Consider the following 25,706-nt stretch of genomic DNA (forward strand, 5'->3'; position numbering starts at 1 on the left):
CCTTCTGGAGGAGTACGTGGCCACGACCGACACGCCGGACGGCGACTTCCGCCGCTGGCGGCGAAGCAGGCCTTTCTGGGGCGGCCTGCTGCTCCTGATCGCCGGGCTGGAGCTGTTCTTCAGCGCCAACCTGACCCTCGGCGATCTTGAGGTGCACATGGGCCCGGAGGGGTTCCTGTCCTACCTGCTCCCGCTGCTGCTCGTGCTGACCGGGGTGCTGAGCTGGGTCTCCCCGGGCCAGCGCCTGTTCTACGGCATCCTCGGGCTGCTCACCGCGGTCTACTCGCTGGTCGGGCTCAACCTCGGCGGCTTCGGCCTGGGCATGCTGCTCGGCATCATCGGCGGCGCGCTGGTGCTCGCCTGGGCGCCCACCCGCCCCGCACCGGCGGCGCCGACCCCCGAGGAGTCCGACCTGCAGGCGCCCGCCGCACCCCCGGAGCAGCGTCCGCACGACCCCGACACCAGAATCGTGCCCGGCTTCCCCGGCGGTCCCGAGCAGCCGACCGCACCCCTGCGCCCGGCACCCCAGCCCGAGTCCACCCGGGAGTCACCCGGCGACGGCGAACCGCCGCAGCCACCGCCCGGCAGCGGCATCCACCGCAAGGCGTTCGGCATCGCGCTGATCCCGCTGGCGATGACCGCCGCCGTGCTGCTCGCCGGCAGCCACACCCCGGCCCGCGCCGACCCCACGTGTCCGGAGGGTCTGCCGTCGCGCCCGGCCGCCGCCGCGAAGAAGGAGGCGGCCCGGCAGCCGTCGGCGAAACCGGCACCGAGCCGCAAGGCCGCGAAGAAGACGCCGAAGCCGAGCGGCAAGCCGTCGGCGTCGGCGAGTGCGTCCCCCGGTGACGACGCCGAGCAGGGCACCGGCAACCCGATCGTCGACGGCTGGAACGGGTTCGTCGAGGGCGTCGGCGACCTGCTGGGCATCGGCGACAAGGAGGAGGAAGCCACCCCCGATCCGACCGCCTCGGCCGGCCCGTCGCCGAGTGCGTCCTCCCCCGCGCCGGATCCGTCCGGCAAGCCCGGCTCCCCCGCACCGGGAACCCCGGCAGGCTCGGCGTCTCCGTCCCCGACGCCGAGCCTGCCGGACGTACCCTGCCTGGGCCCGCGGGTCTTCAAGCAGGCCGGCCCGGACGACGTGCCGCAGGTCTCCAGCAAGGGCAGCACGCTGGAGACCGCCTCGCTGACGATGTACAACTCCACCTACGACGGCGTGGTCCAGCTCGACACCGCCAAGGGCAAGCTCAGCGCGCTGAGGTTCAGCATGGACAAGGCGGTGAACGAGCCGTTCTCGCTGACCATCCCCGAGACCGGCGGCTTCGACACGGTGATCAAGAGCAAGAAGCTGACCACCGACGGCACCGTGCGCTTCTACACCCCCGAGTTCAAGGGCAAGCTGTTCGGCGTCATCCCGGTGACCTTCACCCCCGAGTCACCGCCGCCGCTGACGCTGCCGGTCCTCTGGTTCACCGACGTGAAGATCAACCTGGCGTTCGTCCGCTGCGACACGCTCACCGGCGCACCCCTGAAGGTCAGCCCACGGGCCTGACCGTAGCGCTGCCGCCGGGTGGGGCCGCGGCCTCCCTGACTCCCGGGTCAGCCGGCTTTGCGGGCGCGACGCTCCCGGGTCAGCCGGCTTTGCGGGCGCGACGCTCCCGCCAGCCGCGGACCGCGACCTCCACGTCGATCGGCGGCAGCAGCACCGGCGGACCGTCCAGCAGCCCGGCCCGCGCCCGGCGCAGCTGCTCGTTGAGCCCGGTCACGTAGGCGCGCACGTCCGCCTCGGAACTCCGCCGGTCGATGCTGTCGCGCAGGTCCTGGGCCTCGCGGCGCAGGGCCAGGGTCGGCGGCAGGGCGCCGGCGGTGGCACCCTCGCGGCGCAGCCAGTCCTTGACCCACCAGTCCTCGTCGTACTCCCGGCCGTGGTCGCTCAGCGGCTTGCCGGCGCCCGGAAGGTCGTCGAACTGCCCCTGCTCCTGGGCCTCACGGATCTTGCGGTCGACGTGCGACTCGTACCAGCTCGCCATGCCGTCGATCCTAAATCGGCCGGGAAACTCCGGCGACCGCGACCGGGCGTCTGCACAAGCTGGTCGCGGCGGGATTGCTCACCGAGCAACGGCAGGGCCGCCACCGGTACGTGCGCCTGGCCGGCCCCGGCAGGCCGAAACGCCGCCCGCACCCGCCCGCACCCTGCGCGCGCCGCCACAGCCTCGGCGGCACTGGCCCGGGGCCGCACCTGCTACGACCACCTGGCCGGGCGGCTCGGCATGGCGGTCACCGACGCCCTGGACCGCACGGGGCTGCTCACCCGGACCACCGGCTTCGCCCTCACCCCGGCCGGGGGGGGGGGGGGGGCCCGGGTGGCGGGGGGGCGGGCGCCCCCCCGCCCCCCGCCCGGCGGGGGGGCCCCCCCCCCCCCCCCCGGCCGCCCCCCCCCCGGGGGGGGGGGGGGGGGCGAAGCCGGTGGTCCGGAGCTGGGTGACCCGCATCGGCACCGGCCGGGCGGTCCGGGTCACCCCGACCGGCGCGACGGAACTTGCGCGCCTGTTCGGCCCGGACCCCGCCTGGGCGCCATGGCCCGGCCAGAGCCCACCGATCCCGCAAACCCCCGCCGTGCTCCCGGCGGACCGGCCGGTCCCGGCACCGCGCGGACGCGCCAGGAGGCTCTCGTGGAGCGTTCGGGTGCGACGCCGGGTGGGCGGCCGGATCCCGGCGTAGCGTGGGGTGTTGTTGCCCGTGTCCCGCTCGGAGGCTGCCATGCCGTACTCGCCCACCCGTTCCCTCGACGGCACCGTCGTCGCGATCACCGGGGCCAGCGCCGGTATCGGTGCCGCCTCGGCGCACGCGCTGGTCGGTGCGGGCGCCCGGGTCGCGGTGAGCGCCCGCCGGGAGCAGCGGCTCGAGCAGCTGGTCGACGAGCTGGGCAAGGACAACGTCGTGCCGGTCGCCGGCGACGTGCGCGACCCGGCCCACAACGACGCCCTGGTCGCCGCAGCCGTGGAGCGCTGGGGCCGGCTCGACACGCTGGTGGCGAACGCCGGGATCGGCGCGTACGGCGGCATCCTGGACCTGGCCGACGACCAGCTCACCGAGATGGTGGAGACCAACTACCTGGGCACGGTCTGGAGCGTCCGGTCCGCGGTGCGCCGCTTCCGTGCGCAGGGCGACGGCGGCGACGTGGTGATCGTCAGCTCGGTGGCGGGCTTCCGCGGCGGCGCCGACGAGGCCGTCTACGCGGGCACCAAGCACGCCCAGGTGGGCCTGGCCGGGTCGCTGGACCGGGAACTGCGCGCGGAGGGCACCCGGGTGACGCTGATCTGCCCGGCGGGCACGGCCACGGAGTTCGCGATCGGCGCGGGCCGCACCGAGGGCTCCCCGGAGCTCGACGACTACCTGCGCCCGCAGGACGTGGCGCACGCGATCCGGTCCGTGCTCGAGCAGCCCCGCTCGGTCCGGACCACCGTCTGGCAGCTCTGGTCGATGCAGCAGCAGAGCTGACCGCGGTCGTCACCGGCGCGGCGGCGGGATCACCAGCTTTCCGCCGGCCGCCCGGGGCCAGGTCTGATAGCCGGACGAGTACAGGCCCTGCCCGACCCAGCTCGTGTCGACCCGGGCCACCGGCAGGGCGCTCGTCCCGGCGATCCGGCCGGGCCGCCGGCCGGTCTCCACCCAGGCCATCACCGGGGTGAGGACGTCGAAGGTGTCCGGTCCGGCGCCGCCGCCGCAGTGCGCGAGCCCCGGAAAGAGGTAGAGCCGGGCGAAGCGGTCCGTGGTCGCGGCGCCCATCGTCGCGCGGACGGCGTCGTAGTAGGCCAGCGTCGACCGGGGTGCGATGTGCTGGTCGTTCCAGCCGTGCCAGAGCAGCAGCTTGCCGCCGCCGCGCTGGAACGCCCGCAGGTCGGGGTCCATCGCCGCGAGGTAGGTCGACGACGGCAGCACGGTACGCCAGAACGACTCCACAGTGAACGCCAGGTCGCTGAGCTGGTACTCCGGCCGCGGGTGGTTCGGCTCGGCCAGGTAGCGCAGGTACGACAGCGCGAACATCTCGCTCGCCACCGGCTGGCCCTGAGCCGCCGGCACGAACAGGGTCCACTCCAGCTCCGAGCCCCACTCGTGGCTGACGGCGACCTCCAGCCGGCGCCCGCGCGCGTCGGTCGCGCCGTCGTGCAGGCGCCGGACCACCGTCGCCTCGGCCGCGGTCAGGCAGGTCGTGACGTCCTGGCCGGCCCGGCAGACGATGCTCGCCGGGTCGAAGCGGCACAGCCGCGGGTCGCCGAGCAGCCTGTCGGTCAGCCCGTCGAGGCGGTCGCAGGCGGCCAGCACGGCCTGGTGGACGAGCGGGAGCTTGCCGGCCAGCAGGATGAAGTTCCCGGCGGCGTCCTTGTTCGCCAGCACGTTCCAGGCGTGGTGGAAGGTGTTCTGCACCGCCATGTTGTTGGCCGGCGCACCGGCGGCGATGCCGTCGAAGTCACCCGGGTAGCGCTGCGCCGCCATCAGCCCCTCGCGGCCGCCGTCGGAACAGCCGGTGAAGTACGAGTACGCCGGCCGCCGCCCGTAGAACGCGGTGATGATCGCCTTGGCCACCTGGGCGGTCACGTGCACACCCCGGTACGCGAAGTCGATCTGCGCCTGCGGGTTGCCCGCCGCCCACGAACCGTCGTTGCGGCCCTGGTGGCCCATGTCGGTGGTGGCGCCGGCGACGGTGCCGTCCGCGATCGGCGGGCAGGACGCCGCCTGGCCGTAGTTGATGACCGCGGTGCCGCAGAGCCCGCCGCAGCCGGTCTGCACGTACCGCTGGGTCCAGCCGTGGACCGGCAGCCGCAGGACGATCGTGTTCGCGGGCGCGATGGTGCCGCGGACCTCGCAGTAGGGCGCCGGCGCCCCGGTGCTGACCACGGCGGCGGAGCTGATGGTGACGCCGTCCAGCCGGAGCCCCGGCACGTCGGCACAGCTCAGGACGGGCGCGACGGCGGGCAGATCGGCGAGGCCGGACGGCGGCGCGGCCCCGGCCGGCACGGCGCTCGCGGGCAGGCCGGTGGTCAGGGTCATGGTGAGGACGAGGGTCAGGCCGGCGGCGAGGGTGAGCGGTCTCATCGGGAGGTGACCTCCTCAGGCGAAGGGAGTACGGCGTCCAGTCGGGGATACACGCGCCGGGCGTTGGCCTCGTAGACCTGCGCCCGGTCACCGGGGGTGAGCGGCACGGCGTCGACGTACCGCCGGGTGTCGTCGTAGTGGTGGCCGGTCCGCGGGTCGACGCCGCGCACCGCGCCGACCATCTCGGAGCCGAACAGGACGTTGCCGACCGGCACGACCTCGAGCAGCAGGTTGATGCCGGGCTGGTGGTAGACGCAGGTGTCGAAGAAGACGTTGCCCAGCACCGACTCCTCCAGCGGCGGCCGGCCCAGCATGTCGGCCAGGCCACGGAAGCGTCCCCAGTGGTACGGCACCGCGCCGCCACCGTGCGGGATGATCAGCCGCAGCCCGGGGAACCGCCGGAACAGGTCGGACTGGAGCAGCTGCATGAACGCGGTCGTGTCGGCGTTGAGGTAGTGCGATCCGGTGGCGTGGAAGTTCGGGTTGGTCACCGCGGACACGTGCACCATGGCCGGGACGTCCAGCTCGACCATGGCCTCGTACAGGGGGAACCAGCCCGGGTCGGTCAGCGGCGGCGCAGTCCAGTGCCCGCCGCTGGGGTCGGGGTTGAGGTTGAGGCCCACGAAGCCCAGCTCCGTGACGCAGCGGCGCAGCTCGGCGAGCGACCGCCCGATCGGGACCCCGGGTGACTGCGGGAGCTGGCAGACCCCGGCGAACCGGCCGGGGTGCAGCCGGACCACCCGGGCCACGAGGTCGTTGCAGGCTCGTGTCCACGCGCCGCTGACCGCCTCGTCGCCGACGTGGTGGCCCATCGCGGAGGCGCGGGGCGAGAAGATCGTCAGGTCGATGCCGCGCTCGGCCATCAGCCGCAGCTGGCTGCCGGCGACCGACGCGCGGATCTCGTCGTCGGAGATCCGCGGGTACGCCGGCGCCCGGCGCCCGGCCGCGACCGCCTCCAGCTGGGCCTCCCGCCAGGCCGGGTGCGCGGCCGGCGCGGTCGTGTAGTGCCCGTGGCAGTCGATGATCATGGCCGGGTCCCCTGGTCTCGTCGCTCGATCAGCAGATCGCGGGCCGCGGCGGCGATGCGCGGGGTGACGCCGAGGCGGTCCAGCTGCTCGGCGGCCGCGCTCATCTCGTCGGCGCGGCGCCGCGCGTGCCGGGCGGTGCCGGTGATCAGCCGGTCGATCGTGTGCCCGTCGAAGCCGGCGAGTTCCGCGCTGATCTCGCCGCGCAGCCAGGACGCGCAGCCGGCCGCCTCGGCCGCGGTCATCGCCTCCACCACCGCGGCGGCGAGTCCCTTGTAGAAGACGCTGCGCAGCAGCTTGCGGGAGATGGCCTCGCCCGGCGGTCCGGGTTGGACGGTCACCGTGGCGCCGAACCCGGTGAGGATCTCGGCGTACCGGGCCGCGGCCGGGCCGGACACCAGCATCGGGGTGCGCAGGCCACGGCCGGGCACCGGGGCCATCAGGGCGACGTCGACGACCGGCACGTCCCGGCCGGCGAGCCGGTCCACCAGCGCGGTCTTCACCGCGGGCGCCGCGGTGTTGAGGTCGGCCCAGATCGTCCCCGGCCGCAGGGCCGGCAACGCTTCCTCCAGCGCGGGCAGGGCGTCGTGCGCGCTGGTGACGCTCAGCACCAGGGCGGCGTCGCGGACGGCGTCGGCGTCGCCGGAGCGCGGGTGCACCCCGGCGGGCGGGTCCACCACGGGGTCGTAGCCGCGGACGTCCGCGCCGGCCGCGGCGAGGTCACGGGCGATTTCCGCGCCGGCCTCGCCGAGCCCCAGCACGGCGATCCGCATCGTCATGACCCGGCGGGCGGGACGACGGGGGTGCCGTGGGTGTGGAAGGTGTCGATCGTCTTGAGGCCCCAGGCCTGGCCCTTGGCCCGTTCCTCGCGGGTCCAGCTGATCGTGCGCCAGTCGGGGGCCAGGATCAGCCGGGCGCCGGCGTTGCAGAGCTCGATGCGGTTGCCGCCGGGCTCCCACACGTACAGGAAGAAGGTCTGCTGGATCGCGTGCTTGTGCGGACCGGTCTCGATGTGCACGCCGGCGTCCAGGCAGACGTCGGCGGCGCGCAGGATCTCCTCGCGGGTGTCGGTGGCGAAGGCGATGTGGTGCAGGCGGCCGCGGCTGCCGGTCCAGTCCTCGGTGTAGACCAGGTCGTAGGTCTTGTTGCCGAGGTTGTACCAGACGGCCTGCGGGCTGCCGTCGTCCTTGACGATCTGCTCGGTGCACCGGGCGCCCAGCACCTCGCCGAGGAAGGCCGCGGTCCCCGGCACGTCGGCGGTCAGGTAGTTGACGTGGTCCAGCCGCCGCAGGTTCGCGCCCCGCCCGGGGTACGCCGCGGCCTGGTTCTTCAGCGCGGGCCGGTCGGTGTCGTCGGCGGTGTACCACTCGACGTCCCAGTACAGGCCGAACTCGTGGCCGTCCGGATCCTGGAACAGCACCACGTCGCCGAGGCGGTACACATCGGACACGACCGTGTGGCGGAGCCCGGCCGCGAGCCGCCGCATGCCCTCGGGACTCGCGGCCCGCAGATAGGTACGCCCGACGCCGGCCGTCCCCCACCGCACCAGGCGGACCGTCCACGACTGGTAGTCGTCCCAGGTGTGCAGGTAGACCGAGGTGTCGTCGCGGTGCACCTCGCGCAGGCCCATCACGTTCACGAAGAAGTCCCGGGACTCCTCCAGCACGGGGGTGCGGAGCTCGATCGGTCCCACGTGGGCGATGTCCCGACGCCGGTCGGGGTCGTGCGCGCTGGTCATCCGGTTGCCTTTCCACTGCGCGGCCACACCAGGCCGTCGGCCAACTTGCGGGCGGTACGCACGACGGCGCTGGTGCGGACCCGCGTCAGCGGGCCGGCGCCGTCGAGTTCCAGGGACACCTCGAAGGTGCCGGTCGGGTGCTCGATGCGGACCAGCGGCCCGGCTGCTCCGGCGGCGTGGGCGACGGTGCCGGGGGCGAGCACCCCGGCGGCGACCGAGACGGCGCCCAGCACCCCGATGGCGGCGTGCACCCGGTGCGGGATGAACGTCCGGGTGGTGACCGTGCCGCGGTGCCGGGCCGGGGACACGATGCTGATCTTCGGAACGGTGGTGCCGGCGACGTCGCCGAGCCCCATCGCGGGCCCGGCAGCGCGGCGGATCGCCTCCACCGCCGTCCGCAACCCGGCGTCGGCCTCGAGGACCTCCGGCGGCTCGTCGCCGGCGAGGCCGAGGTCGGCGGCGCGGATCAGCAGCACCGGCATGCCGGCGTGCACGCAGGTGACGTCGAACCCGGCGAACCGGTCGACGAGGCGCCCGGTGGGGAAGACCGGCCGGCCGTCGCCGGGGAACTCGATCGGGATCGGCGCGGCCGGGAACGGCGTGCCGGCCATGACGGTGTCCCCGGCGTACCGGACCCGGCCGCCGGGGGTGCGGACGTGCGCGACGGCGACGCTGACGGTGGGGTTCTGGATGCGGATGCGCACCGCGGTCACCTCGCCGGTGGCCGCGACCAGGCCCCGCTCGATCGCGAACGGCCCGACCCCGGCCAGCAGGTTGCCGCAGGTCTGCGCGTCGGTGACGATCGCCCGGTCCGGCACCACCTGCAGGAAGAGGTAGTCGACGTCGGCGCCCGGGCCGGCGGACGGCCCGACGACCGCCACCTTGCTGGTCAGCGGGTGCCCGCCGCCGATGCCGTCGATCTGCCGGTCGTCCGGGGAGCCCAGCACGCGCAGCAGCAGGTCGTCGCGCGCGGCCGGGTCGGCGGGCAGGTCCGCGGCCAGGAAGTACGCGCCCTTGGAGCTGCCGCCGCGCAACTGCATGCAGCGGATCCCGTCGTCGTCGCTCACGGCAGCCGGTCCACATACCGCACGCCCAGCTCGGCGAGCAGGGGACGGAGGTGGTACATGTCGACCCCGAGCGTGCCGGCGGCGAGCTTCGCGCGTTTGACGGTCTCGTTCGCCAGCCGCTGCGCCGCCGCCTCGGCCACCGCCACGCCCCGGGCCGCCGGCAGGGCGAGCACGCCGTCGTCGTCGGCGACCACGATGTCGCCGGGGCGGACGAGCCGGCCAGCGGCGACGACCGGCACGTTGACCGAGCCGGGGCCGGCCTTGACGGTCCCCTGGGCGTGCACGGCGCGCGACCACACCGGGAAGCCCATCTCGCGCAGCGTGGCGACGTCCCGGACCCCGGCGTCGATCACCAGGCCGGCGACCCCGCGGGCCAGCAGCGAGGTGGCCAGCAGGTCGCCGACCATGCCGTCGGTCGACGGCGAGGTTGTGGTCACCACCAGCACGTCGCCGGCCCGGCACACCTCAACGGCCGCGTGGATCATCAGGTTGTCCCCGGGCGGGCAGCAGACGGTGATCGCGGAGCCGGCAATCGTGACGCCGGTCTGACGCGGCTGGACCGCGGGACCGAGCAGGCCGGTGCGGCCCGCGGCCTCGTGCCCGGTGGCGACGCCCGCCTCACGCAGGGCCGCGATGGTCGCCGGATCGGCCCGGTCGACGCGGCGGACGACGTAGTGGGAATCGACGGACGTCATCGGTCCTCCTCGGATGGGAGCCGACCGTATCCAGGGGTCAACAGGATTGTCAACAATGTTTCGGCACGTTACAAGTCGTGGCCAAGATTGGCTTCACAATTGTTGACAATCTCTGTAGCGTCCGCTCATCGGCCCGTCTCCCTGGAGGACCTCATGACCCGACCCCCCGCCCCCGCCGGCCGGACCCGGCGCCGACGGCTCACCGCTTGCCTGCTCACCCTGTCGACCGTCCTGCTGGCCGGCGCCTGCGGCTCGGACACCCCGGACGACGCCGCGGACGGCGGCACCACCAAGGTCAAGATCGGGGTGATCCCGATCGTCGACGTCGCCCCCATCTACCTCGGCGTCCGGCAGGGCTTCTTCGCCGCCGAGGGGCTCGAGGTCACCCTCGAGACCGCCCAGGGCGGCGCGGCGATCGTGCCCGGCGTGGTCAGCGGGCAGTACCAGTTCGGCTTCAGCAACACCACCTCGCTGCTGCTGGCCACCTCCAAGGGGCTGCCGCTGAAGGTGGTCGCGTCCGGCGTGGCCTCCACCGGCGAGCCGGGCAAGGACTTCGGCGGGGTGATCGTCAAGGCCGGCAGCCCGATCCGCAGCGCCAAGGACCTGGCCGGCAAGAAGGTCGCGGTCAACACGCTGAAGAACATCAACACCACGACGGTAAACAAGGTGGTCCGCGACGCCGGCGGCGACCCGTCCACCATCCAGTACGTCGAGCTGGCGTTCCCCGACATCGTCCCGGCGGTGGCCAAGGGTGACGTGGACGCCGGCCAGGTGGTCGAGCCGTTCCTGACCATCGCCACCGGGCAGGGCGACCGCCAGGTGGCCTCGAACTACGCGGGCACCGACCCCGACCTCACCGTCGGCATGTACTTCACCGCGCAGCGGTACGCGACCGAGCACCCCAAGGTGGTCAGCGGCTTCACCGCGGCGATGACCAAATCCCTGGAGTACGCGGGCGCCCACCCCGACCAGGCGCGGGCAACGCTGGCCACGTACACCAAGATCGAGCCCGCGGTGCAGCAGAGCCTGGTCCTGCCGCGATGGCCGGCCGCGGTCGACCGCGAGTCGGTGCAGTTGCTGGCCGAGCTGGCCACCCAGGACGGGCTGCTCACCCAGCAGCCGGATCTCGGCACGCTGCTGCCGTGACGAGCACCCTCGCGACCGCGCCCGTACCGGCCGTCGACCGGCCGGCCCGTGATCGGCAGCGTGCCGTTCCTGCGGGCCGTCACCGCCTCCACCATCGGGGTGCCCGGGCTGGGCTGCGCCATCGGCGTGGCGCAGAGCTCGGGCGCCGTCGCGCAGACCTGGTGTACGAGCTGGTCCAGCACGCGAAGCAGGGCCACCGGCCGGACCCGCGGTGACCGGTGCCTACGATGACCCTTCAACGACGAGGAGCACTGAGGTCATGAGTGACGTGCTGACCGAGCTGCGGGCGGCCATCCTGCGCGGGGAGTTCGCGCCCCGCCAGCGGCTCATCGAGACCGAGCTGGTCGAGCGGTACGCCACCAGCAGGTTCGTGCTCCGCAACGCGCTCACCACGCTGGCCAACGAGGGCCTGGTGGAGCTCCAGCCCAACCGCGGCGCCCGGGTCCGGGAGATCTCCGTCGACGAGGCGATCGAGATCACCGAGATCCGGCGTGCGGTCGAGGGGCTGGCGGCCGCGCGCGCCGCGGAACGGATCACCGACGCCGAGATCGCGGAGCTGCGGGCCCTGGGCGCTGAGATGACCGCCGTCGTGCAGCGGGCGGACATGCTGCGCTACTCCGAGCTCAACGCCCAGCTGCACGCCACCGTCCGGGCCATCGCCCGGCACTCGTCCGCCACGAAGATCATCGAGCAGCTGAACGGGCAGATGGTGCGCCACCAGTTCCGGCTCTCGCTGGTGCCCGGGCGGCCGTCGGTGTCCCTGCCCGAGCACCTGGCCGTCATCGAGGCGGTCTGCGCCCGCGACCCGGCGGCGGCCGAGGCTGCCATGCGGGCCCACCTGACCAGTGTGATCGACGCGCTGGTCCGGTTCGCCACCTCGCTGACCTCCCGGACGGCCCTCTAGAAACAGTAAAGTCACCTTGCGATAAACCCCTCCCCTCATCCCCAGGAGGCCTCGTGAGGCGATCCATCCGCGCGGCGCTCGCCGTCGTGACAGCCGCAGGCACAGTGCTCGCCGCCGGCCTGCCCGCCGCGGCCGGCCGGCCCGGCCGCGGCAGCGTCGTGACCGGCACCTATTCGGCCGGCGCCGCGCAACCGTGGCAGCCGCTACCCACCGTCCACACCGGACCTGACCGGGGCGGCGCCACCGACGCGACCGTCGTGATCGACCCGAGCCGGGAACGGCAGCGCTACACCGGCATCGGCTTCTCGCTGGACGAGACGAGCGTCTCCAACCTGTGGAAGCTCACCCCCGCCGAGCGCGACCGCGCCGTCCGGCTGCTGGTCGACCCGGTGACCGGCGCGGGCCTGGACCGGTTCCGGCTCACCATCGGCAGCCCCGACCTGATCGAGCACCTGCCGTTCTGGTCCTACGACGAGCTGCCGGCCGGCGTGACCGAGGACTTCGGACTCCGGTACTTCTCCATCCAGCGCGACATCGACGCGCACATCATCGACACCGTCAAGCTGATCCAGCGGTACAACCCGAAGGCCACCTTCCTGGCGTCCGCGTGGAGCGCGCCGGCCTGGATGAAGACCAACAACCGGTTCACCGGCGAGGTCGCCCTCAAGCCGGGCAGCACCACCGAGTACTACCAGGTGGGCAAGCTGCGTGACGACGCGATCGACGTCTTCGCCCGCTACTACGCCGCATATGTGCGGGCGTACGCGGCGCACGGGATCACGGTCGACGCGCTGACGCTGCTCAACGAGCCGGGCATGGACGTCGTCTACCCGGCCATGGACATCAGCATCGACCAGCAGCAGCGGCTGGCGGTCGCGATCAAGCGGGAGCTGCCCCGCACCCGGCTCTACGTGCACGACTTCAACTTCTGGGACTGGCGGGACCCGAACAGCACCGCGACCAAGAACTACCACCGGATCCTCGACGACCCGCGGGCCCGGGAGGCCGCCGACGCCATCGCGTTCCATCCGTACTGGGGTGACCCCACGGTGCTGCGGGACGCGTACGAGCAGACCGGCAAGCCGGTGCACCTGACCGAGACCAGCGACCTGTCCCCCGCCACGATCCTGAGCTACCTGCGGCTGGACGCCTCGTCGTACGTGCTGTGGGCGCAGGCGACCGACCAGGACGGCGGGACGCTGCACTGGACGCCGTCGCGGGACAACAATGTGGACTGGGCGGAGATCGGCCGTACCACCAGGTGGCCGGACCGGCTGGTCAAGGTGGACACCACCGCGCGGACGTTCACCGTCCGCGACGAGCTGTACGCCATCGGGCAGTTCGCCCGCTACCTCGGGCCGCAGCACGTCCGGGTGGCGTCCAGCGCGGCTGCCGGCGGCGTCAGCAACGTGGTCTTCCGCGACCGCGGCGACGGCTTCGTGGCCGTGCTGGCGAACAGCACCGGCGCCGGCCGTACCGTCCGGGTCGTGCTCGGGGGTGAGTCGTTCACCGCGACGGTGCCGGCGCACTCGTTCGCCACGTACCGCTGGTGGGGTGACGTGCCGTCGGCGCACCACAACCACGCGCCGGTGCTGCGCGACGTGCCGGCCGTGGTCGCCGACCAGTACGGCACCACCCGCTTCCGGCTGTCGGCGCGCGACCGGGACCACGACCGGCTCGGCTACTACGCGACCGACCTGCCCGACGGCGTGACGGTCGACGCCACCACCGGGCTGGTGACCATCCACCCGACGGTGGCCGGCGAGCAGGACCTCACGTTCTTCGTCACCGACGGGGCCGCCGCCGACCGGGTCACCGTGCACGTCACGGTGCGCCCGCACGGCGCGCCGGTGGGCGAGACGATCGAGGCGGAGTCGTACACCTCGCAGCACGGCTGGACCGAGGGCGGCGCGTCGTTCGTGGAGAACAACCCGGCCGCCAGCGGCGGGAAGAACATCGGCTGGACCGCGCCCGGCAACTGGCTGACCTACCGGGTGGACGTGGCCGCGGCCGGACGGTACGACCTGGAGCTGCGGGTGGCCAACGGCACCGGTGCGGTGGCCGCCGACGCGGTGTCCCTGCGCGACGCCGCGGGGGCCGTGCTGGCCACGGCGTCGGTGCCGGACACCGGCGGCTGGGCCGCGTACCAGTCGGTGCACGTGCCGGTCGAGCTGGCCGCGGGCGACCAGCTCGTGACGGTGTACTGCGAGACCGGTGGCTTCAACCTGGACTACCTGCGCCTGACGGCCTGACGGGGCCGGTCATCCGGGTGCCGCACAGCATCCGGGTGACGCCCTCGGGCATCGGGTGGCTCCGCTGAAGGCTATCGGTAGGCGTCGAGGTCGCGCAGCGCCTTGCGGAGCAGATCGGGGGTCCGGGCCGGCGGCTCCGCCTCGATCGTCAGCCGGCCCATCGCGGCGGCGTACTGGTCGACGTCCTCGCGCTTGTCCAGGTACAGGCCGCTGGTCAGGTGCTCGAGGTAGACGACGTCGGGCATGTCGGGATAGGGGAAGCGCAGGATGGTGAACGCACCGCCGGCCGCAGCGTGCCCGCCGGACTCGAACGGGATCACCTGGAGCCGGACGCTGGGCTGCGCGCACATCGCCAGCAGCGACTCGATCTGCTCGCGCAGCACCTCCTTGCCGCCGATCGGGCGGCGCAGCACAGCCTCGTCGAGCACCGCCCAGAGCCGCGGCGACTCGTCGCGCTGGAGCATCTGCTTGCGGGCCATCCGCAGGTCGGCGCGGCGGTCGATCTCCTCCGGCGTGGCGGTGCCGTGCCCGAGCGTGATGACCGCACGGGCGTAGGCGTCGGTCTGCAGCAGACCCGGCACGAACTGGATCTCGTACGTGCGGATCAGCTCGGCGGCCTGCTCCAGGTCCAGATAGTTCTGGAACCAGGTGCTGAGCACGTCGCCGTACGAGTGCCACCACCCGGGGGTGTTGGCCTCCCGGGCCAGCGTGAGCAGCCGCTCGCGCTCGCCCGGGTCGTCTACGCCGTACAGCTTGAGCAGGTCGACGACGTCGCGCTCCTTGAAGCTGACCCGGCCGAGCTCCATCCGGCTGATCTTCGACTCGGAGGCGCGGATCTCGTAGCCCGCCTGGTCGCGGGTGACCCCCTTGGCCTGGCGCAGGCTGCGCAGCCGGGCGCCGAGCTGCAACCGGCGGACCGTGGGCCCGTCGTTCTGCGCCGTTGTCACTGGTGGTCCCGTCGTTGTCAGGGCTTGCGGCCGACCGCACAGTACTGGTCGATCTCCGGCGCGTCCTCCGCACCCGGCTCCGGCTTCCACCGGGTCACCGGGACCACGCCGGGCTCGACCAGCTCCAGGCCTTCGAAGAGGCCGGCGATGCGGGCGGCGCTGCGCAGGTGATACTTCGGGTTGGCGGAGATGTTCCAGATCCGGACGGCCTCGTTGTTGGCCTCGCTGGTGTCGGCGCCGTCGTACATCGCCAGGTAGCTGCCGGAGGCGAGCCGCGACATGATCTTGCCGATGATCGACTTGGCCTCGGCGTCGTCCTCGATGTGACCGAGAATGCCCATCAGGAACAGGGCCACCGGCTTGCTCAGGTCGAGCGTCCGGGCGGCCTCGCGCAGGATCGTGTCGGAGTCGCGCAGGTCGGCGTCGATGTAGTCGGTGGCACCCTCGGGGCTCGTGGTCAGCAGCGCCCGGGCGTGCGCAAGCACCAGCGGGTCGTTGTCCACGTAGACGATCCGGGACTCCGGCGCCACCTGCTGGGCGACCTCGTGGGTGTTGTCGGCGGTGGGCAGGCCCGTGCCGATGTCGAGGAACTGGCGCACGCCCGCCTCGCCGGCCAGGTATCGCACGGCGCGGGCCAGGTAGGCGCGGGACAGCCGGGCGTTCTCCGCGAGCTGCGGCAGGTTGGCGATGATCTGGTCGCCCACCTCGCGATCCACGGCGAAGTTGTCCTTGCCACCGAGCAGGTGGTTCCAGATGCGGGCCGTCTGCGGGACGGTGGTGTCCAGTTTGGGCATCTCCTGCTGGCCGTCAGCCACGTGCACATCCCTTGCTCGAGCGGAACCACGCCGTAATGATCGGCGCAAGCATAAACCGCCCATCGATCGCAGGCGTGCGCCGAACGGTCATTCTCCGCACGGCTAAGCGGCGATCACCGGTACGCCCGCAGCATTCAGTCGCCGCACGGTCTCATCCTGTGACGACGCGTCGGTGATCACGCCCGCGACCGCCTCCCACGGCAGGACGGCAAAGGGCGAGGCGGCCCCGATCTTCTCGGTGCTCGCCAGCACGTACGTGTCCGCCGCCCGCTGCGCCAGGGCCCGCTTCATCGCGGCCTCGTCGGCGTCGCCGGTGGTCAGCCCGGCGTCCGGGTGCACACCGGTGACGCCGAGCAGGAACAGGTCGGCCTGCACCAGCTGGGCCGCCTCGACCGCCGCCGCGCCGCAGGTGACCATCGAGTGCCGGAACAGCCGGCCGCCGAGCACGTACACCTCGACCGAGGTGTGCCCGGCCAGCGCGGCGGCGACGGTGGGGCTGTGCGTGACGATCGTGGCCCGCAGCTCGGCGGGGAGCGCCCGGACCACGGCGAGCGCCGTCGTGCCGCCGTCCAGGATCACCGTGCTACCGGTTCTGATCAGTGCCGCCGCCGCGGTGGCGACCCGGCGCTTGCTGTCCACCTCGGCCTCGCGGCCGGTGAGCCTGGGCGCCATGAAACCTCTGCTGATCCTCATCGCCGGCCCGTACCGCTCCGGCACCGGCGGCGACCCCGCGCTGATCGCCGCCAACCTGGCCCGCCTGGAGGAGGCGGCCTGGCCGATCTTCCAGGCCGGGCACGTGCCGATGATCGGCGAGTGGGTGGCGCTGCCGGTGCTGGACCACTCGCACGGCGCGGCCACCGCCGAGGAGGTGCTCTATCCCACGGCGCAGCGACTGCTCCAGCACTGCGACGCCGTGCTGCGGCTGCCGGGCGACTCCACCGGCGCGGACCAGGACGTCGCCATCGCCCGGGAGCGCGGGCTGCCGGTGTGGTTCCGGATCGAGGAGATTCCCGGGCACGTCGCCCAGCCGGCCTGACGACCGCGCCGTGGCGCAGCACCCGGTGGGCGATCCCGGCGGCCGGCACGGCACTCCGCGCGGATCCGGACATGAGATCACCTGATCCGGGCCCCCGGCGGGCCTCCGCAGTCCCGGGAATCGCCGCGACGGCCCGGCCGGGGGCGGTAGCGTCAGGTCGTGGGTGGGGCATCCGGGACGGGCACCTCCCCCGGCGCCCGCGCCCGGCCGCCGGGGCGGCGCCGCTCGATCCTGGTCCTGACCCTGGTCATCGCGCTGGGCGCGCTCGGCACGACGCTGGCCGCGGTGGCGTTGCAGCGGGCCGACGACGACCGGGCGGCGCGGGCGCTGAGCCAGCACACCACGATCGTCGCGCAGACCGTCGCGGCCGAGGTCCGCCGCTACAGCACCTCGCTGACCGACCTGGCCGCCGCCGTCGGCGCGCAGTCGCGGCTCGAGGCCGCCGAGTTCGCCGCCATCGTGGCCGCGATCGACCGGCAGCGGTTGCCCGGCGCCAGCGGGGTGGCCCTGGTGGTGCCGGCCACCCCCGCGCAGATCCCCGAGGTGCAGCGGCTCTGGCGCGAACGCGGTGCCGACAACCTGACCCTGCGCCCGGCCGCGACGACCGCCGGTGAGCACCTGTTCGTCGTGCTGCACCGCGCGCTCGACGGCGGCGCGACGGTGCTGGGCAACGACCTGAGCACCTGGCCCGCGCCGGCCGAGGCGATGCGGATCGCCAGGCAGACGCACCGGGTCGCGACGAGCACCACCTACCGCCTGCTCGCGGACCGGTCACTGCCGGCGGAGGAGCAGCAACTGTCGTTCGCGCTGACGGCGCCGATCTACTCCGCCTCGCCGGCGGCCGACGACACCGGGCGGTTCCGCGGCTGGCTCACCATGGGCCTGCGCGGCGGCGACTTCCTGCGGCAGGCGATCAGCGTGGTGGCCCGCGACGCGGTCGCCGTCACGCTGTTCGATCCCGCGCCCGGCGTGCCGGTCCCGGTGGCGAGCTGGGTGCCGGCGGCCCGGGCGGAGTCCGATCCGGCGCCGCGCGACGTCGCGGTGGCCGTGCCGCAGCGGACCTGGCGGCTGGTCGTGCAGCCCACCCAGCGGCTGCTGCCCGGCGCCGACCTGCATCTGCATCTCGCCGCGTGGATCGTCGGCGCGGTGCTCACCGCGCTGCTCGCCGGCCTGACCGGCACGGTGCTCACCTCCCGCAACCGGGCGCTGCTGCGGGTCGACGAGGCCACCGCCGCCCTGCTCGACGACATCCGCCGCCGCGAGACCGTCGAGCAGCAGCTGCGCCAGCGCGAGACGGAACTGGTCGGCTTCGCCGGCATCGTGGCCCACGACCTGCGCAGCCCGCTGGCCCGGATCACCGGCTACGCGGACTTCCTGCGCGAGGAGGCGGCGGCGCGGCTGGACCCGGTGCACCGCGACTTCCTGGAACGGCTCTACGGCGGCGCCCAGCGGATGCAGACCCTCATCGACGACCTGCTCGACTACGCCACCGCCGAGAACCGGACGCTGAACACCACGACGGTCGACCTCAAGGCGGTCGCCGACGACCTCGCCCACGAGCGGCTCTCCGACCCGGAGCAACCGGACGCGCTGATCGTGGTGGACCCGCTGCCGGCCGTGCCGGGCGACGCCACGCTGCTGCGGCAGGTGCTGGACAACCTGATCGGCAACGCGATCAAGTACACCGCCGAGGGGCACCAGCCGTACGTGCGGATCAGCAGCCGCCCGGAGGGCGACGCCGTCCGGATCGACGTCGCCGACCGGGGCATCGGCATCCCCGAGGACCAGCGCGACGCGATCTTCACCGCCTTCGCCCGGGCCGCGGGCAGCGAGGGGTATCCGGGCACCGGCCTGGGCCTGGCCATCGTGCACCGGATCATCGAGCGGCACGGCGGCACGGTCGGGGTGGCCGACAACCCGGGCGGGGGCAGCCGGATCTGGTTCACGCTGCCGCTGGTCCAGCTGCCCGCCCGCCCGGCGGCCGGCGACGCGGCGGACTGGGCCATGGTCGGGCGCTGACCCGGCTCACCCGCCGGGCACCATCCAGCTGAGCACGGGCGTGCCCTGCAGGGTGACCAGCACGCACATGACCAGCAGCAGCGCCAGGCTCCAGCCGACCACCTTGCGGAAGATGTCGCCCTCCCGGCCGGCCATGCCGACCGCGGAGGCGGCGATGGCCAGGTTCTGCGGGCTGATCATCTTGCCGAGCACGCCGCCGGAGGAGTTGGCGGCGGCCAGCAGCACCGGGTCGAGCCCGGCCCGGACCGCCGTCTCCACCTGCAGGGCGCCGAACAGCGCGTTCGCCGAGGTATCGGATCCGGTCACGGCCACGCCGATCCAGCCCAGGATCGCGGACAGGAAGATGAACACCCCGCCGGCCTGGGCCAGGAACTCCCCGAGCGTGTTGGTCTGGCCGGACTGGTTGAGCACGTACGCCAGCGCCAGCACCGCCATCACGGTGATGATCGCGTGCCGCAGCTCCACATAGGTGTCGGCGTAGGCCCGCAGCGCGCGGCCGGGACGGATCCGCAGCACCAGCGCGGTCAGCAGGCCGGCGAGGATCATCAGGGTGCCCGCGGCGCCCACCCAGCCCAGCGTGAAGGTGGTCGAGGCGAGCGGCTTGCCGGAGCTGCCGAGGATGTGCAGGCCCGGCCAGCCGAACGTGACCGTCCACGGCGACTCGGCCAGCGCCGACTTGATCGCGCCGATGTTCGCAACCGAGAAGATGGCGATGATGATCAGATACGGCGCGTAGGCCCGGGCGATCTCCGCGCCGCTGTCGTGCCGGCCCAGCCGGTCCCCCTCTCCCGGCGGAGTGCCCCCTCCCACCGGGCCCCCTGCCGCCGGGCCGCCTGCCGCCGGGCCCCCTGCCGCCGGGCCCCCTGCCGCCGGGCCCCCTGCCGCCGCCTCGGCCGCTGCCCGGTCGGTCCCGGGCGAGGTGACGGTGGGGGCCGGTTCGTTACCGGCCATCGCCGGCGCGTCGCCGGCCCGGGTGGCCGTCGCCGGGGCCGGGCGCTCGGCGTCGTGCAGATCCGGCGACTCCACCGGATGCCAGAACCGCAGCAGCAGCACCACCGCGGCCGCCGCCAGCAACGCCGCGATGATGTCGGTCAGCGGCACGGAGATGTAGTTGGACGCCACGAACTGGCCGACGGCGAAGACCACCCCGGCCACGACCGCGGCCGGCCAGGTCTGCCGGACGCCGCGGCGCCCGTCGATCACCAGGACCAGGACCAGCGGTACGACCACCGCCAGCAACGGGGTCTGCCGGCCCACCATGGCGCCCAGCGTGTCGGCGTTGAGCCGGGGATCGTCGACGGCACCCGAGGTGACCGTGCCGAGGGTGATGATCGGGGTGGCCAGCGCGCCGAACGCCACCGGGGCGGTGTTGGCGATCAACGCCACCGACGCGGCCCGCACCGGCGGGAAGCCCAGCGCCATGAGCATGACCACGGTGACGGCCACCGGCGTGCCGAAGCCGGCCAGCGCCTCCAACAGCGCGCCGAAGCAGAAGGCGACGATCACCGCCTGGATCCGCATGTCCGGGCTGAGCCGGGCCATCGAGCGGCGCAGCACGTCGAAGTGCCCGCTGGCCACGGTGAGGTTGTAGACCCAGATCGCGTTCAGCACGATCCAGAGAATGGGGAAGAAGCCGAAGGCGGCGCCCTCGGACGCCGACAGCAGCGCCTGCCCGACCGGCATCGAGTAGACCGCGACGGCGACCACGAGCGCGACCACCAGCGCGATGGTGCCGGCGAGCCAGGCCCGCACCCGCAGGACGCCGAGCAGGATGAAGAGCGTGAGCAGCGGCAGGGCGGCGAACAGGGCCGAGAGCGCCACGGATCCACCGGCGGGGTCGGTCACGATGGTGAACTGATCCGACATGGCAGCCATCCAGGCTTGTCGATGGTGGGAGATCCCAATCTAACGCCTGGACGACCACGGCGATACCGTGGCGCGGGGCGAGCGGGCCGCCGCCGCGGTCACGGAGGCAGCGACGGCCCGGCCGGTCGCCAGAGGCGTGTCCTTTGTGCAACGTGCACCGAGTACATGACCATGACGTGCCAAATTCACCGATGTGAGCCTGGACGCCGGTTCAAGACCAAAAAACCCTTGCTTACTGCCTGTTGTTCTTGAATCACTCTCCGTACTCTGTTGGTCAAATAACCATCGATCAACTTCAAAGCAGTGGGCGATCGGTGGACTTTCGGACCGGCAGCATTGCGGGGAGCACAGCATGGTCATCAAGATTGTTGATCAGATCAACGACGACGAGCTCGGCGAATCCGCGTGGCAGCTCTACGACGCTGCGTTCCGCGAGTTGAACACGATGGCGGTGCAGCGGCACCTGATGTACCGCCACGAATTCGACGAGGTCATGAACGACACGAGGGTCCAGAAGTACCTCTGCGTTGACGATGACGGGACCCTGTGCGGACTGGCCACGTACACCAACGACCTCGACGCGGTGCCGTTGATCGCACCGCAGTACTTCGAGCGTCACTGGCCCGAGCACTACGCGGGCAAGCGGATCTGGTACATCGGTTTTGTCGCGGTCCATCCTCAGGTCCAGGGCAAACACATGTTCCGCCAGCTCGTCGAGCAGCTGTACGTCACCGCCGCCACCCAGAACGGGCTGGTCGGCATCGACATCTGCTCCTACAACGACGAGGTGCTGCACTTCTCGCACATCTTCCGGTCCATGGTCGAGCGCCTCACCGACAACATGCGCTTCTCGCGGATCGATCAGCAGTCCTACTGGCTGTACGACTTCAGCTCGGAAGCGGCGGCGGCCTGAGGGTCACCGGACATCACGCCATAGGCGCCTCCCTCGCGCGGGCCCCTGCCAGGACCCCGATGAGCTGAGCCGGGTGGCGTGACGCTCCACCGCGGCGCTGCCGATACCCCGGAGCTGTCAATCCGGAGTGCGCCGCGCGGAACGCCAGGTGGTGGTGCGGTGCCGGCCCGGCGTCGGGTACGCCCGCCGGCCCGCCCATCTCCTGCGGGACGACAGTCACGGCATCACCGCTCGGTGCTCCCGTGCCGTCGTACGTCATCTCTGGTCCCCTTCCCCTGCCCCGGTCCGGTCAGTAGTGGTATCCGCGGGCCCCCACCGGTTCATGTGACCCTTTGGTCGACGGTGGCCCTTCCGGTAACGCGATCGTGCGGCCGTCCACGCCCCGGCCGATGGCGGCGTACGCCTCGGGTCGCGCGGCCCGCATGACCAGGGCCCAGCCGATGCCGACGGCCGCGACCCCGAGGTAGAGCACCGGGACCAGCCACTGGAACGGCGAGTCGCCGGAGACCTGCAGGATCTCACCGAAGCCGATGATGGTGATCCCGAGGACGGCGCTGAGCAGCAGGAACGCGATCATGGGAGCGATCTGCGACCGCCACGCGTTCTCCTTGCCGCGGTTGCGCACGAAGAAGGCGAGCACCGCGAACGACGCGGCCCACATCAGGAACAGCACCCCGAGCCCGCCGATCGTGGTCAGCCAGGCGAACACCCAGAACAGCGGCTCCAGGCCGGCCACGGCGTAGGCCGAGAGCACCGCGAGCGCCAGCACGCTCTGGGTGATCGAGCCCAGCAGCGGCGCACCGGTACGCGGGTGCGTCCGTCCCCAGGCCGCGGGCAGCACGCCCTCGCGCCCGAGCGCGAACTGGTAGCGGGCCACCGCCGCGTGGAACGCAAGCAGGGCGGCGAAGACGCTCGTCATGAACAGGATGTAGCCCACCTGGACCAGGATCGCCGGCACGTGCGGGGCGACCAGCTCGAAGACCATGTCGGTCCGGTGCTCCTGGGCGGTCGCGACGACCTGGCTCGGCCCGGTGCTCACCGACATCGCCCACGCCGACAGCCCACAGAGCAGACCGGCCAGGATGACCGCGAGGTGGGTCGCCCGCGCGATCGTCCGCTTCGGGTCCTTCGCCTCCTCGGAGAGCACCACGGTGGCCTCGAAGCCGACGAAGCCGGCGATGGCGAGCACCAGCATCGGGCCCGCGTCGGCGGTGAACAGCGGCGCCGGGTTCAGCGTGGCGAAGCTGACGGAGCCGCCGGCCGGGTTGGCGATCATCACGATGTCGTAGATCAGCACGACGCTGATCTCCGCGATCAGCAGGACGGCCAGCACCTTGCCGCTGAGGTCCACCCAGAGCAGGCCCAGCAGCGCCACCAGCGCCCAGGCGACCAGCGCGCAGGTGAACCAGCCGACCGTGACGCCGAGCGCGGCCAGGATGTCGGACGCCGCGGAGCCGAAGAGTCCGAACAGGCCGATCTGCATCAGCGCGTACGCCGGCAGCGCCACGAAGGCCGCCCCGACGCCCGCCAGCCGGCCCAGCCCGTGGCTGATGTAGGCGTAGAAGGCGCCGGAGTTGACGATGTGCCGGCTCATCGCCACGAAGCCGACCGTGAAGATCGACAGGATGCCGGCCGTGACCAGGTAGGCCACGGGCACCGCGGTGTTGCCGATGATCGCGTAGATCGCCGAGATCGCCCCGATGATGACGGTCAGCGGTGCGGCCCCCGCCACTCCGAAGAACACCACGGAGGGCACGCCGAGCCGGTTGCGAGCCAGTGCGCTCGAGATGATGTCCGGTTCGGTGGGTTCCTTACGTGCCATCAACAGCCTCCCGGCCCATTGATCGAAGTTGTCCTGACGGCGGTGGTGCCGCCCGCGAGAGCTCACCGACGACCGACGGCGAGAACCGACCCGACGCTGGCCTCGGTGTGCTCGACGAGCTGCCGCAGGTCCTCGGGGAGCGAAGCCACCGTGTTGGGCAGGATCGAGAACGCGGACCGGTGCGCCTCGAAGTCCCAGAGCACGTGGCGGGTCAGACCGGTGGCCGCGACGAGGCCGGCCAGCGCCCGGTCGGTGATGGACATGTCCAGACCGCGGACCAGGATGTTGGCCAGCCGCATCGGCGCCCAGGCGGCCGCGTTGCGCTGGAGCTCGTTGTTGGGCATGTAGAAGGTCTGGGTACTCAGCATCCGGCGCCGGGTCACCGACTCGACCGCGCCGGAGCGCTCGAGGCGCTGCCCCACCCGGTCGGCCGCGTCCTGCGACAGGTACGCGAGCCAGGTACGCACGTCGCGATGCTGTGGCTGAGCGATCAGCAGGTCGAGGACGGCGTGGTCGAGCCCGTCCCGCGGCGGTTGATTGCTCACGATCTCCAGATCGCCAGCGAAGATCCGGATTTTGTTGTCGAGGATGAGCTCGCCCAGTAACGACGCGGCCAAACCGATGCCGGTGGCCCGCGGATGCAACCGCGAACGGCCCGTCCGGTCCTCGTGAGCGATCAAATAGAACTGGTCAGCCAGCACGCCGCCACTCCCTAGACACATCGACCTGAGATACGTCAACGGGCGACTGCCCGTATAGACCGCACTAACTCCCTGTCCGTTGCATCATGTACCCGGCGGTGAGGTCAACACAAGAAGTACTAGACTCGGAATCAGGTCGTGATGTTTTTACCGGAGCATGGTGCCGGTGCCAGACGCGAAACCAGAGCGGAACTCGACGTGAATCCCATTCCCGAGACCGAGGGGGCGGCAGTGTCCACTGACGAAGGCCCGACCCTGCGAAGGCGCCGGCTGGGCGCGGAATTGAAACGCTGCCGGGAGGCCGCCGGGCTGACCCAGGAGATCGTCGGCCGCCATTTCGAGTGGCACGCGGCCAAGGTGACCAGGATCGAGACCGCGCGCGTGGCGGTCACCGCCCGCGACGTCAAGGACCTGCTCACGCTGTACGGCGTGCAGGACGAGGCGTACCGCGAGGCGCTCATGGCGCTGGCCCGGATGTCGCGTGAGCGCACCTGGTGGACGGACTACCGCGACATCATGCGGCCGGGCAACTTCGTGGGCCTGGAGGCGGAGGCGAGCTCGCTGCTGACCTGGGAACCCATCGTCCTGCCCGGGTTGCTGCAGACGGAGGCGTACATGCGCGCGCTCATGCGCACGGGGCGCGCGCAGGACCCGCCGCACCAGGTGGACCGTCGCGTCGCGCTGCGCCTGAAGCGTCAGGGGCGGCTGCGGGCTACGAATCCACTGGAACTCGTGGCCGTGGTCGACGAATCCGTGGTCCGACGGGTGGTCGGCGGGCCAAATGTCATGGATGAGCAGTTGCGGCACCTCATCGAAACCGCGCAATTACCGACGGTGACGTTGCAGATTCTCCCTTTCGACGCCGGCGAACACCCCTTCCTGGGGGGCTCAGCAGCGCTTTTGGAGTTCCGGGAGACCACTCATTTGGATGTAGTTTACCTAGAGGGTCTTGCGGGCGACTACTACGAAGAGCAACATTCAGAGGTCGCCCGCTACCGTGACGAGTTCGAGCGACTCAGCGCCAAAGCTCTCGACCCACGCTTGTCCATCAAGATGATCGAGGGCCTGCTGCAAAGGTAGGGCCTGCACGAACCCGTGCAGGAAGAAGTACAACCGCATATTGAAGGGAGGTGCTTGGCATGCCTGCGCACCATCTCGACGCTGCCGTTTGGAAGAAGAGCAGTCGCAGCAACGGAAACGGTGGCAACAACTGTGTCGAGGTCGCATTCCTCGACACAGTTGTCGCCGTACGCGACAGCAAGAACCCTTCGGGTCCAGCTCTCGTCTTCAACCCGTCGGACTGGGCCGAGTTTGTTAGCTCGGCAAAGGACGGCGAGTTCGATAACAACAGATGAGAGGTTACCGATCGGTGCGCGACGATGGGAAGTAGTTAAGCAAAATCAACTTCCCAGACGGCAAGATCCGTTTCAAGATAGTGAAACGTCTGCGCCGTCCAGATCGTTGCGCGCGATCGGGTCCTTGCGGTAACGCCGTTCGGGGCGCCCCACACGGGGCGCCCCGAATCTCTGTCTCAGGCCTCTGACCTGCGGAAACGGCGACCACAGTGGACCACGGTATTCACCGGGACGACCTCCAAGGTGTACTCTGAGCAGTGGAGCTGTCACCCAGCGTGAAGGGGTTCCCCGTTGCGCACTTTTCTTCCCGG

Annotated in this window: 24 protein-coding genes; 11 read left to right on the forward strand and 13 right to left on the reverse strand. The window is 72.1% G+C overall.

From position 1 onward, the window contains the following. Positions 1-16: 16 nt before the first annotated feature. Positions 17-1,549, forward strand: coding sequence for a DUF6114 domain-containing protein (locus ACIBQZ_RS03345; protein ID WP_396086826.1), 1,533 nt, complete (start codon positions 17-19; stop codon positions 1,547-1,549). 79 nt (positions 1,550-1,628) lie between these two features. Here the strand turns inward: ACIBQZ_RS03345 and ACIBQZ_RS03350 are convergent, their stop codons facing one another. Then, the gene (locus ACIBQZ_RS03350) at positions 1,629-2,027 is read right to left on the reverse strand and encodes a DUF1992 domain-containing protein (protein WP_396086827.1); all 399 of its coding nucleotides are present in this window, start codon (positions 2,025-2,027) and stop codon (positions 1,629-1,631) included. Between the two features lie 730 nt (positions 2,028-2,757). Here ACIBQZ_RS03350 and ACIBQZ_RS03355 point away from each other — a divergent pair. Next, positions 2,758-3,498 carry an SDR family oxidoreductase gene (locus ACIBQZ_RS03355; RefSeq protein WP_396086828.1) on the forward strand — a complete coding sequence of 247 codons (741 nt, stop codon included), beginning with the start codon at positions 2,758-2,760 and terminating at the stop codon, positions 3,496-3,498. Positions 3,499-3,507: 9 nt separating this feature from the next. Here ACIBQZ_RS03355 and ACIBQZ_RS03360 read toward each other — a convergent pair whose 3' ends face one another. From ACIBQZ_RS03360 to ACIBQZ_RS03385, 6 genes are read right to left on the reverse strand one after another with little or no spacing between them, the layout of a single operon-like run. Then, on the reverse strand, positions 3,508-5,094 hold the full coding sequence (locus ACIBQZ_RS03360) for a tannase/feruloyl esterase family alpha/beta hydrolase (RefSeq protein ID WP_396086829.1): 1,587 nt from the start codon (positions 5,092-5,094) through the stop codon (positions 3,508-3,510). Then, complete coding sequence (locus ACIBQZ_RS03365; protein WP_396086830.1) at positions 5,091-6,122, reverse strand: amidohydrolase family protein; 1,032 nt, start codon at positions 6,120-6,122, stop codon at positions 5,091-5,093. Before ACIBQZ_RS03365 ends, ACIBQZ_RS03360 begins: the two co-directional genes overlap by 4 nt. Beyond that, positions 6,119-6,898, reverse strand: coding sequence for a DUF1932 domain-containing protein (locus ACIBQZ_RS03370; protein WP_396086831.1), 780 nt, complete (start codon positions 6,896-6,898; stop codon positions 6,119-6,121). Before ACIBQZ_RS03370 ends, ACIBQZ_RS03365 begins: the two co-directional genes overlap by 4 nt. Then, positions 6,895-7,857 (reverse strand): VOC family protein, encoded by a 963-nt coding sequence (locus ACIBQZ_RS03375; protein ID WP_396086832.1) that lies wholly within the window; start codon positions 7,855-7,857, stop codon positions 6,895-6,897. Before ACIBQZ_RS03375 ends, ACIBQZ_RS03370 begins: the two co-directional genes overlap by 4 nt. Next, positions 7,854-8,924 carry a PrpF domain-containing protein gene (locus ACIBQZ_RS03380; RefSeq protein WP_396086833.1) on the reverse strand — a complete coding sequence of 357 codons (1,071 nt, stop codon included), beginning with the start codon at positions 8,922-8,924 and terminating at the stop codon, positions 7,854-7,856. Before ACIBQZ_RS03380 ends, ACIBQZ_RS03375 begins: the two co-directional genes overlap by 4 nt. After that, complete coding sequence (locus tag ACIBQZ_RS03385) at positions 8,921-9,619, reverse strand: 4-carboxy-4-hydroxy-2-oxoadipate aldolase/oxaloacetate decarboxylase (RefSeq protein ID WP_396086834.1); 699 nt, start codon at positions 9,617-9,619, stop codon at positions 8,921-8,923. Before ACIBQZ_RS03385 ends, ACIBQZ_RS03380 begins: the two co-directional genes overlap by 4 nt. Positions 9,620-9,772: 153 nt before the next feature. Between ACIBQZ_RS03385 and ACIBQZ_RS03390 the strand changes: the two genes are divergently transcribed. The 4 genes from ACIBQZ_RS03390 to ACIBQZ_RS03405 are packed head-to-tail and all read left to right on the forward strand — an operon-like array spanning position 9,773 to position 13,921. Further along, positions 9,773-10,765: an ABC transporter substrate-binding protein gene (locus ACIBQZ_RS03390; protein WP_396086835.1), complete on the forward strand. Its 993-nt coding sequence runs from the start codon at positions 9,773-9,775 to the stop codon at positions 10,763-10,765. Between the two features lie 48 nt (positions 10,766-10,813). Then, a complete protein-coding gene (locus tag ACIBQZ_RS03395; RefSeq protein ID WP_396086836.1) occupies positions 10,814-10,996 on the forward strand; it encodes a hypothetical protein in 183 nt (60 codons plus the stop codon). Positions 10,997-11,024: 28 nt separating this feature from the next. Next, positions 11,025-11,669, forward strand: a complete 645-nt coding sequence (locus ACIBQZ_RS03400; protein ID WP_396086837.1) for a GntR family transcriptional regulator — start codon at positions 11,025-11,027, stop codon at positions 11,667-11,669. A 53-nt stretch (positions 11,670-11,722) separates the two neighbouring features. Continuing rightward, positions 11,723-13,921, forward strand: a complete 2,199-nt coding sequence (locus ACIBQZ_RS03405) for a carbohydrate-binding protein (protein ID WP_396086838.1) — start codon at positions 11,723-11,725, stop codon at positions 13,919-13,921. A gap of 71 nt (positions 13,922-13,992) precedes the next feature. On the opposite strand, the gene ACIBQZ_RS03410 is transcribed toward ACIBQZ_RS03405, so the two are convergent. The 3 genes from ACIBQZ_RS03410 to ACIBQZ_RS03420 all read right to left on the reverse strand — a co-directional run bounded on the left by ACIBQZ_RS03410 (position 13,993) and on the right by ACIBQZ_RS03420 (position 16,355). Beyond that, positions 13,993-14,868 (reverse strand): helix-turn-helix domain-containing protein, encoded by an 876-nt coding sequence (locus tag ACIBQZ_RS03410; RefSeq protein WP_396086839.1) that lies wholly within the window; start codon positions 14,866-14,868, stop codon positions 13,993-13,995. 17 nt (positions 14,869-14,885) lie between these two features. Then, on the reverse strand, positions 14,886-15,662 hold the full coding sequence (locus tag ACIBQZ_RS03415) for an SAM-dependent methyltransferase (RefSeq protein WP_396087350.1): 777 nt from the start codon (positions 15,660-15,662) through the stop codon (positions 14,886-14,888). Positions 15,663-15,785: 123 nt separating this feature from the next. After that, the gene (locus tag ACIBQZ_RS03420) at positions 15,786-16,355 is read right to left on the reverse strand and encodes a DeoR/GlpR family DNA-binding transcription regulator (RefSeq protein WP_396086840.1); all 570 of its coding nucleotides are present in this window, start codon (positions 16,353-16,355) and stop codon (positions 15,786-15,788) included. Between ACIBQZ_RS03420 and ACIBQZ_RS03425 the strand changes: the two genes are divergently transcribed. Together ACIBQZ_RS03425 and ACIBQZ_RS03430 are read left to right on the forward strand one after the other, a co-directional pair. After that, positions 16,354-16,719 (forward strand): DUF4406 domain-containing protein, encoded by a 366-nt coding sequence (locus ACIBQZ_RS03425; protein WP_396086841.1) that lies wholly within the window; start codon positions 16,354-16,356, stop codon positions 16,717-16,719. The two genes, ACIBQZ_RS03420 and ACIBQZ_RS03425, sit on opposite strands and share 2 nt — an antisense overlap. A gap of 159 nt (positions 16,720-16,878) precedes the next feature. Further along, positions 16,879-18,738 (forward strand): ATP-binding protein, encoded by a 1,860-nt coding sequence (locus tag ACIBQZ_RS03430; RefSeq protein WP_396086842.1) that lies wholly within the window; start codon positions 16,879-16,881, stop codon positions 18,736-18,738. A 6-nt stretch (positions 18,739-18,744) separates the two neighbouring features. Here the strand turns inward: ACIBQZ_RS03430 and ACIBQZ_RS03435 are convergent, their stop codons facing one another. Further along, complete coding sequence (locus ACIBQZ_RS03435) at positions 18,745-20,613, reverse strand: L-lactate permease (protein WP_396086843.1); 1,869 nt, start codon at positions 20,611-20,613, stop codon at positions 18,745-18,747. A gap of 343 nt (positions 20,614-20,956) precedes the next feature. Here ACIBQZ_RS03435 and ACIBQZ_RS03440 point away from each other — a divergent pair, with 343 nt between their 5' ends. Then, positions 20,957-21,517, forward strand: a complete 561-nt coding sequence (locus ACIBQZ_RS03440) for a GNAT family N-acetyltransferase (RefSeq protein ID WP_396086844.1) — start codon at positions 20,957-20,959, stop codon at positions 21,515-21,517. A gap of 289 nt (positions 21,518-21,806) precedes the next feature. Here the strand turns inward: ACIBQZ_RS03440 and ACIBQZ_RS03445 are convergent, their stop codons facing one another. After that, positions 21,807-23,339: an APC family permease gene (locus tag ACIBQZ_RS03445; protein ID WP_396086845.1), complete on the reverse strand. Its 1,533-nt coding sequence runs from the start codon at positions 23,337-23,339 to the stop codon at positions 21,807-21,809. A 62-nt stretch (positions 23,340-23,401) separates the two neighbouring features. Then, positions 23,402-24,061, reverse strand: coding sequence for a GPP34 family phosphoprotein (locus ACIBQZ_RS03450; protein WP_396086846.1), 660 nt, complete (start codon positions 24,059-24,061; stop codon positions 23,402-23,404). A 177-nt stretch (positions 24,062-24,238) separates the two neighbouring features. On the opposite strand from ACIBQZ_RS03450, the gene ACIBQZ_RS03455 reads away from it, so the two are divergent. Together ACIBQZ_RS03455 and ACIBQZ_RS03460 are read left to right on the forward strand one after the other, a co-directional pair. Continuing rightward, entirely contained in the window at positions 24,239-25,120 is an 882-nt protein-coding gene (locus ACIBQZ_RS03455) for a helix-turn-helix domain-containing protein (protein ID WP_396086847.1), read from the forward strand. Positions 25,121-25,179: 59 nt separating this feature from the next. Continuing rightward, a complete protein-coding gene (locus ACIBQZ_RS03460) occupies positions 25,180-25,395 on the forward strand; it encodes a DUF397 domain-containing protein (RefSeq protein ID WP_396086848.1) in 216 nt (71 codons plus the stop codon). Positions 25,396-25,706 lie beyond the last annotated feature (311 nt).

It is taken from the genome of Actinoplanes sp. NPDC049599 (assembly GCF_044465625.1).
GTDB lineage: Bacteria > Actinomycetota > Actinomycetes > Mycobacteriales > Micromonosporaceae > Actinoplanes.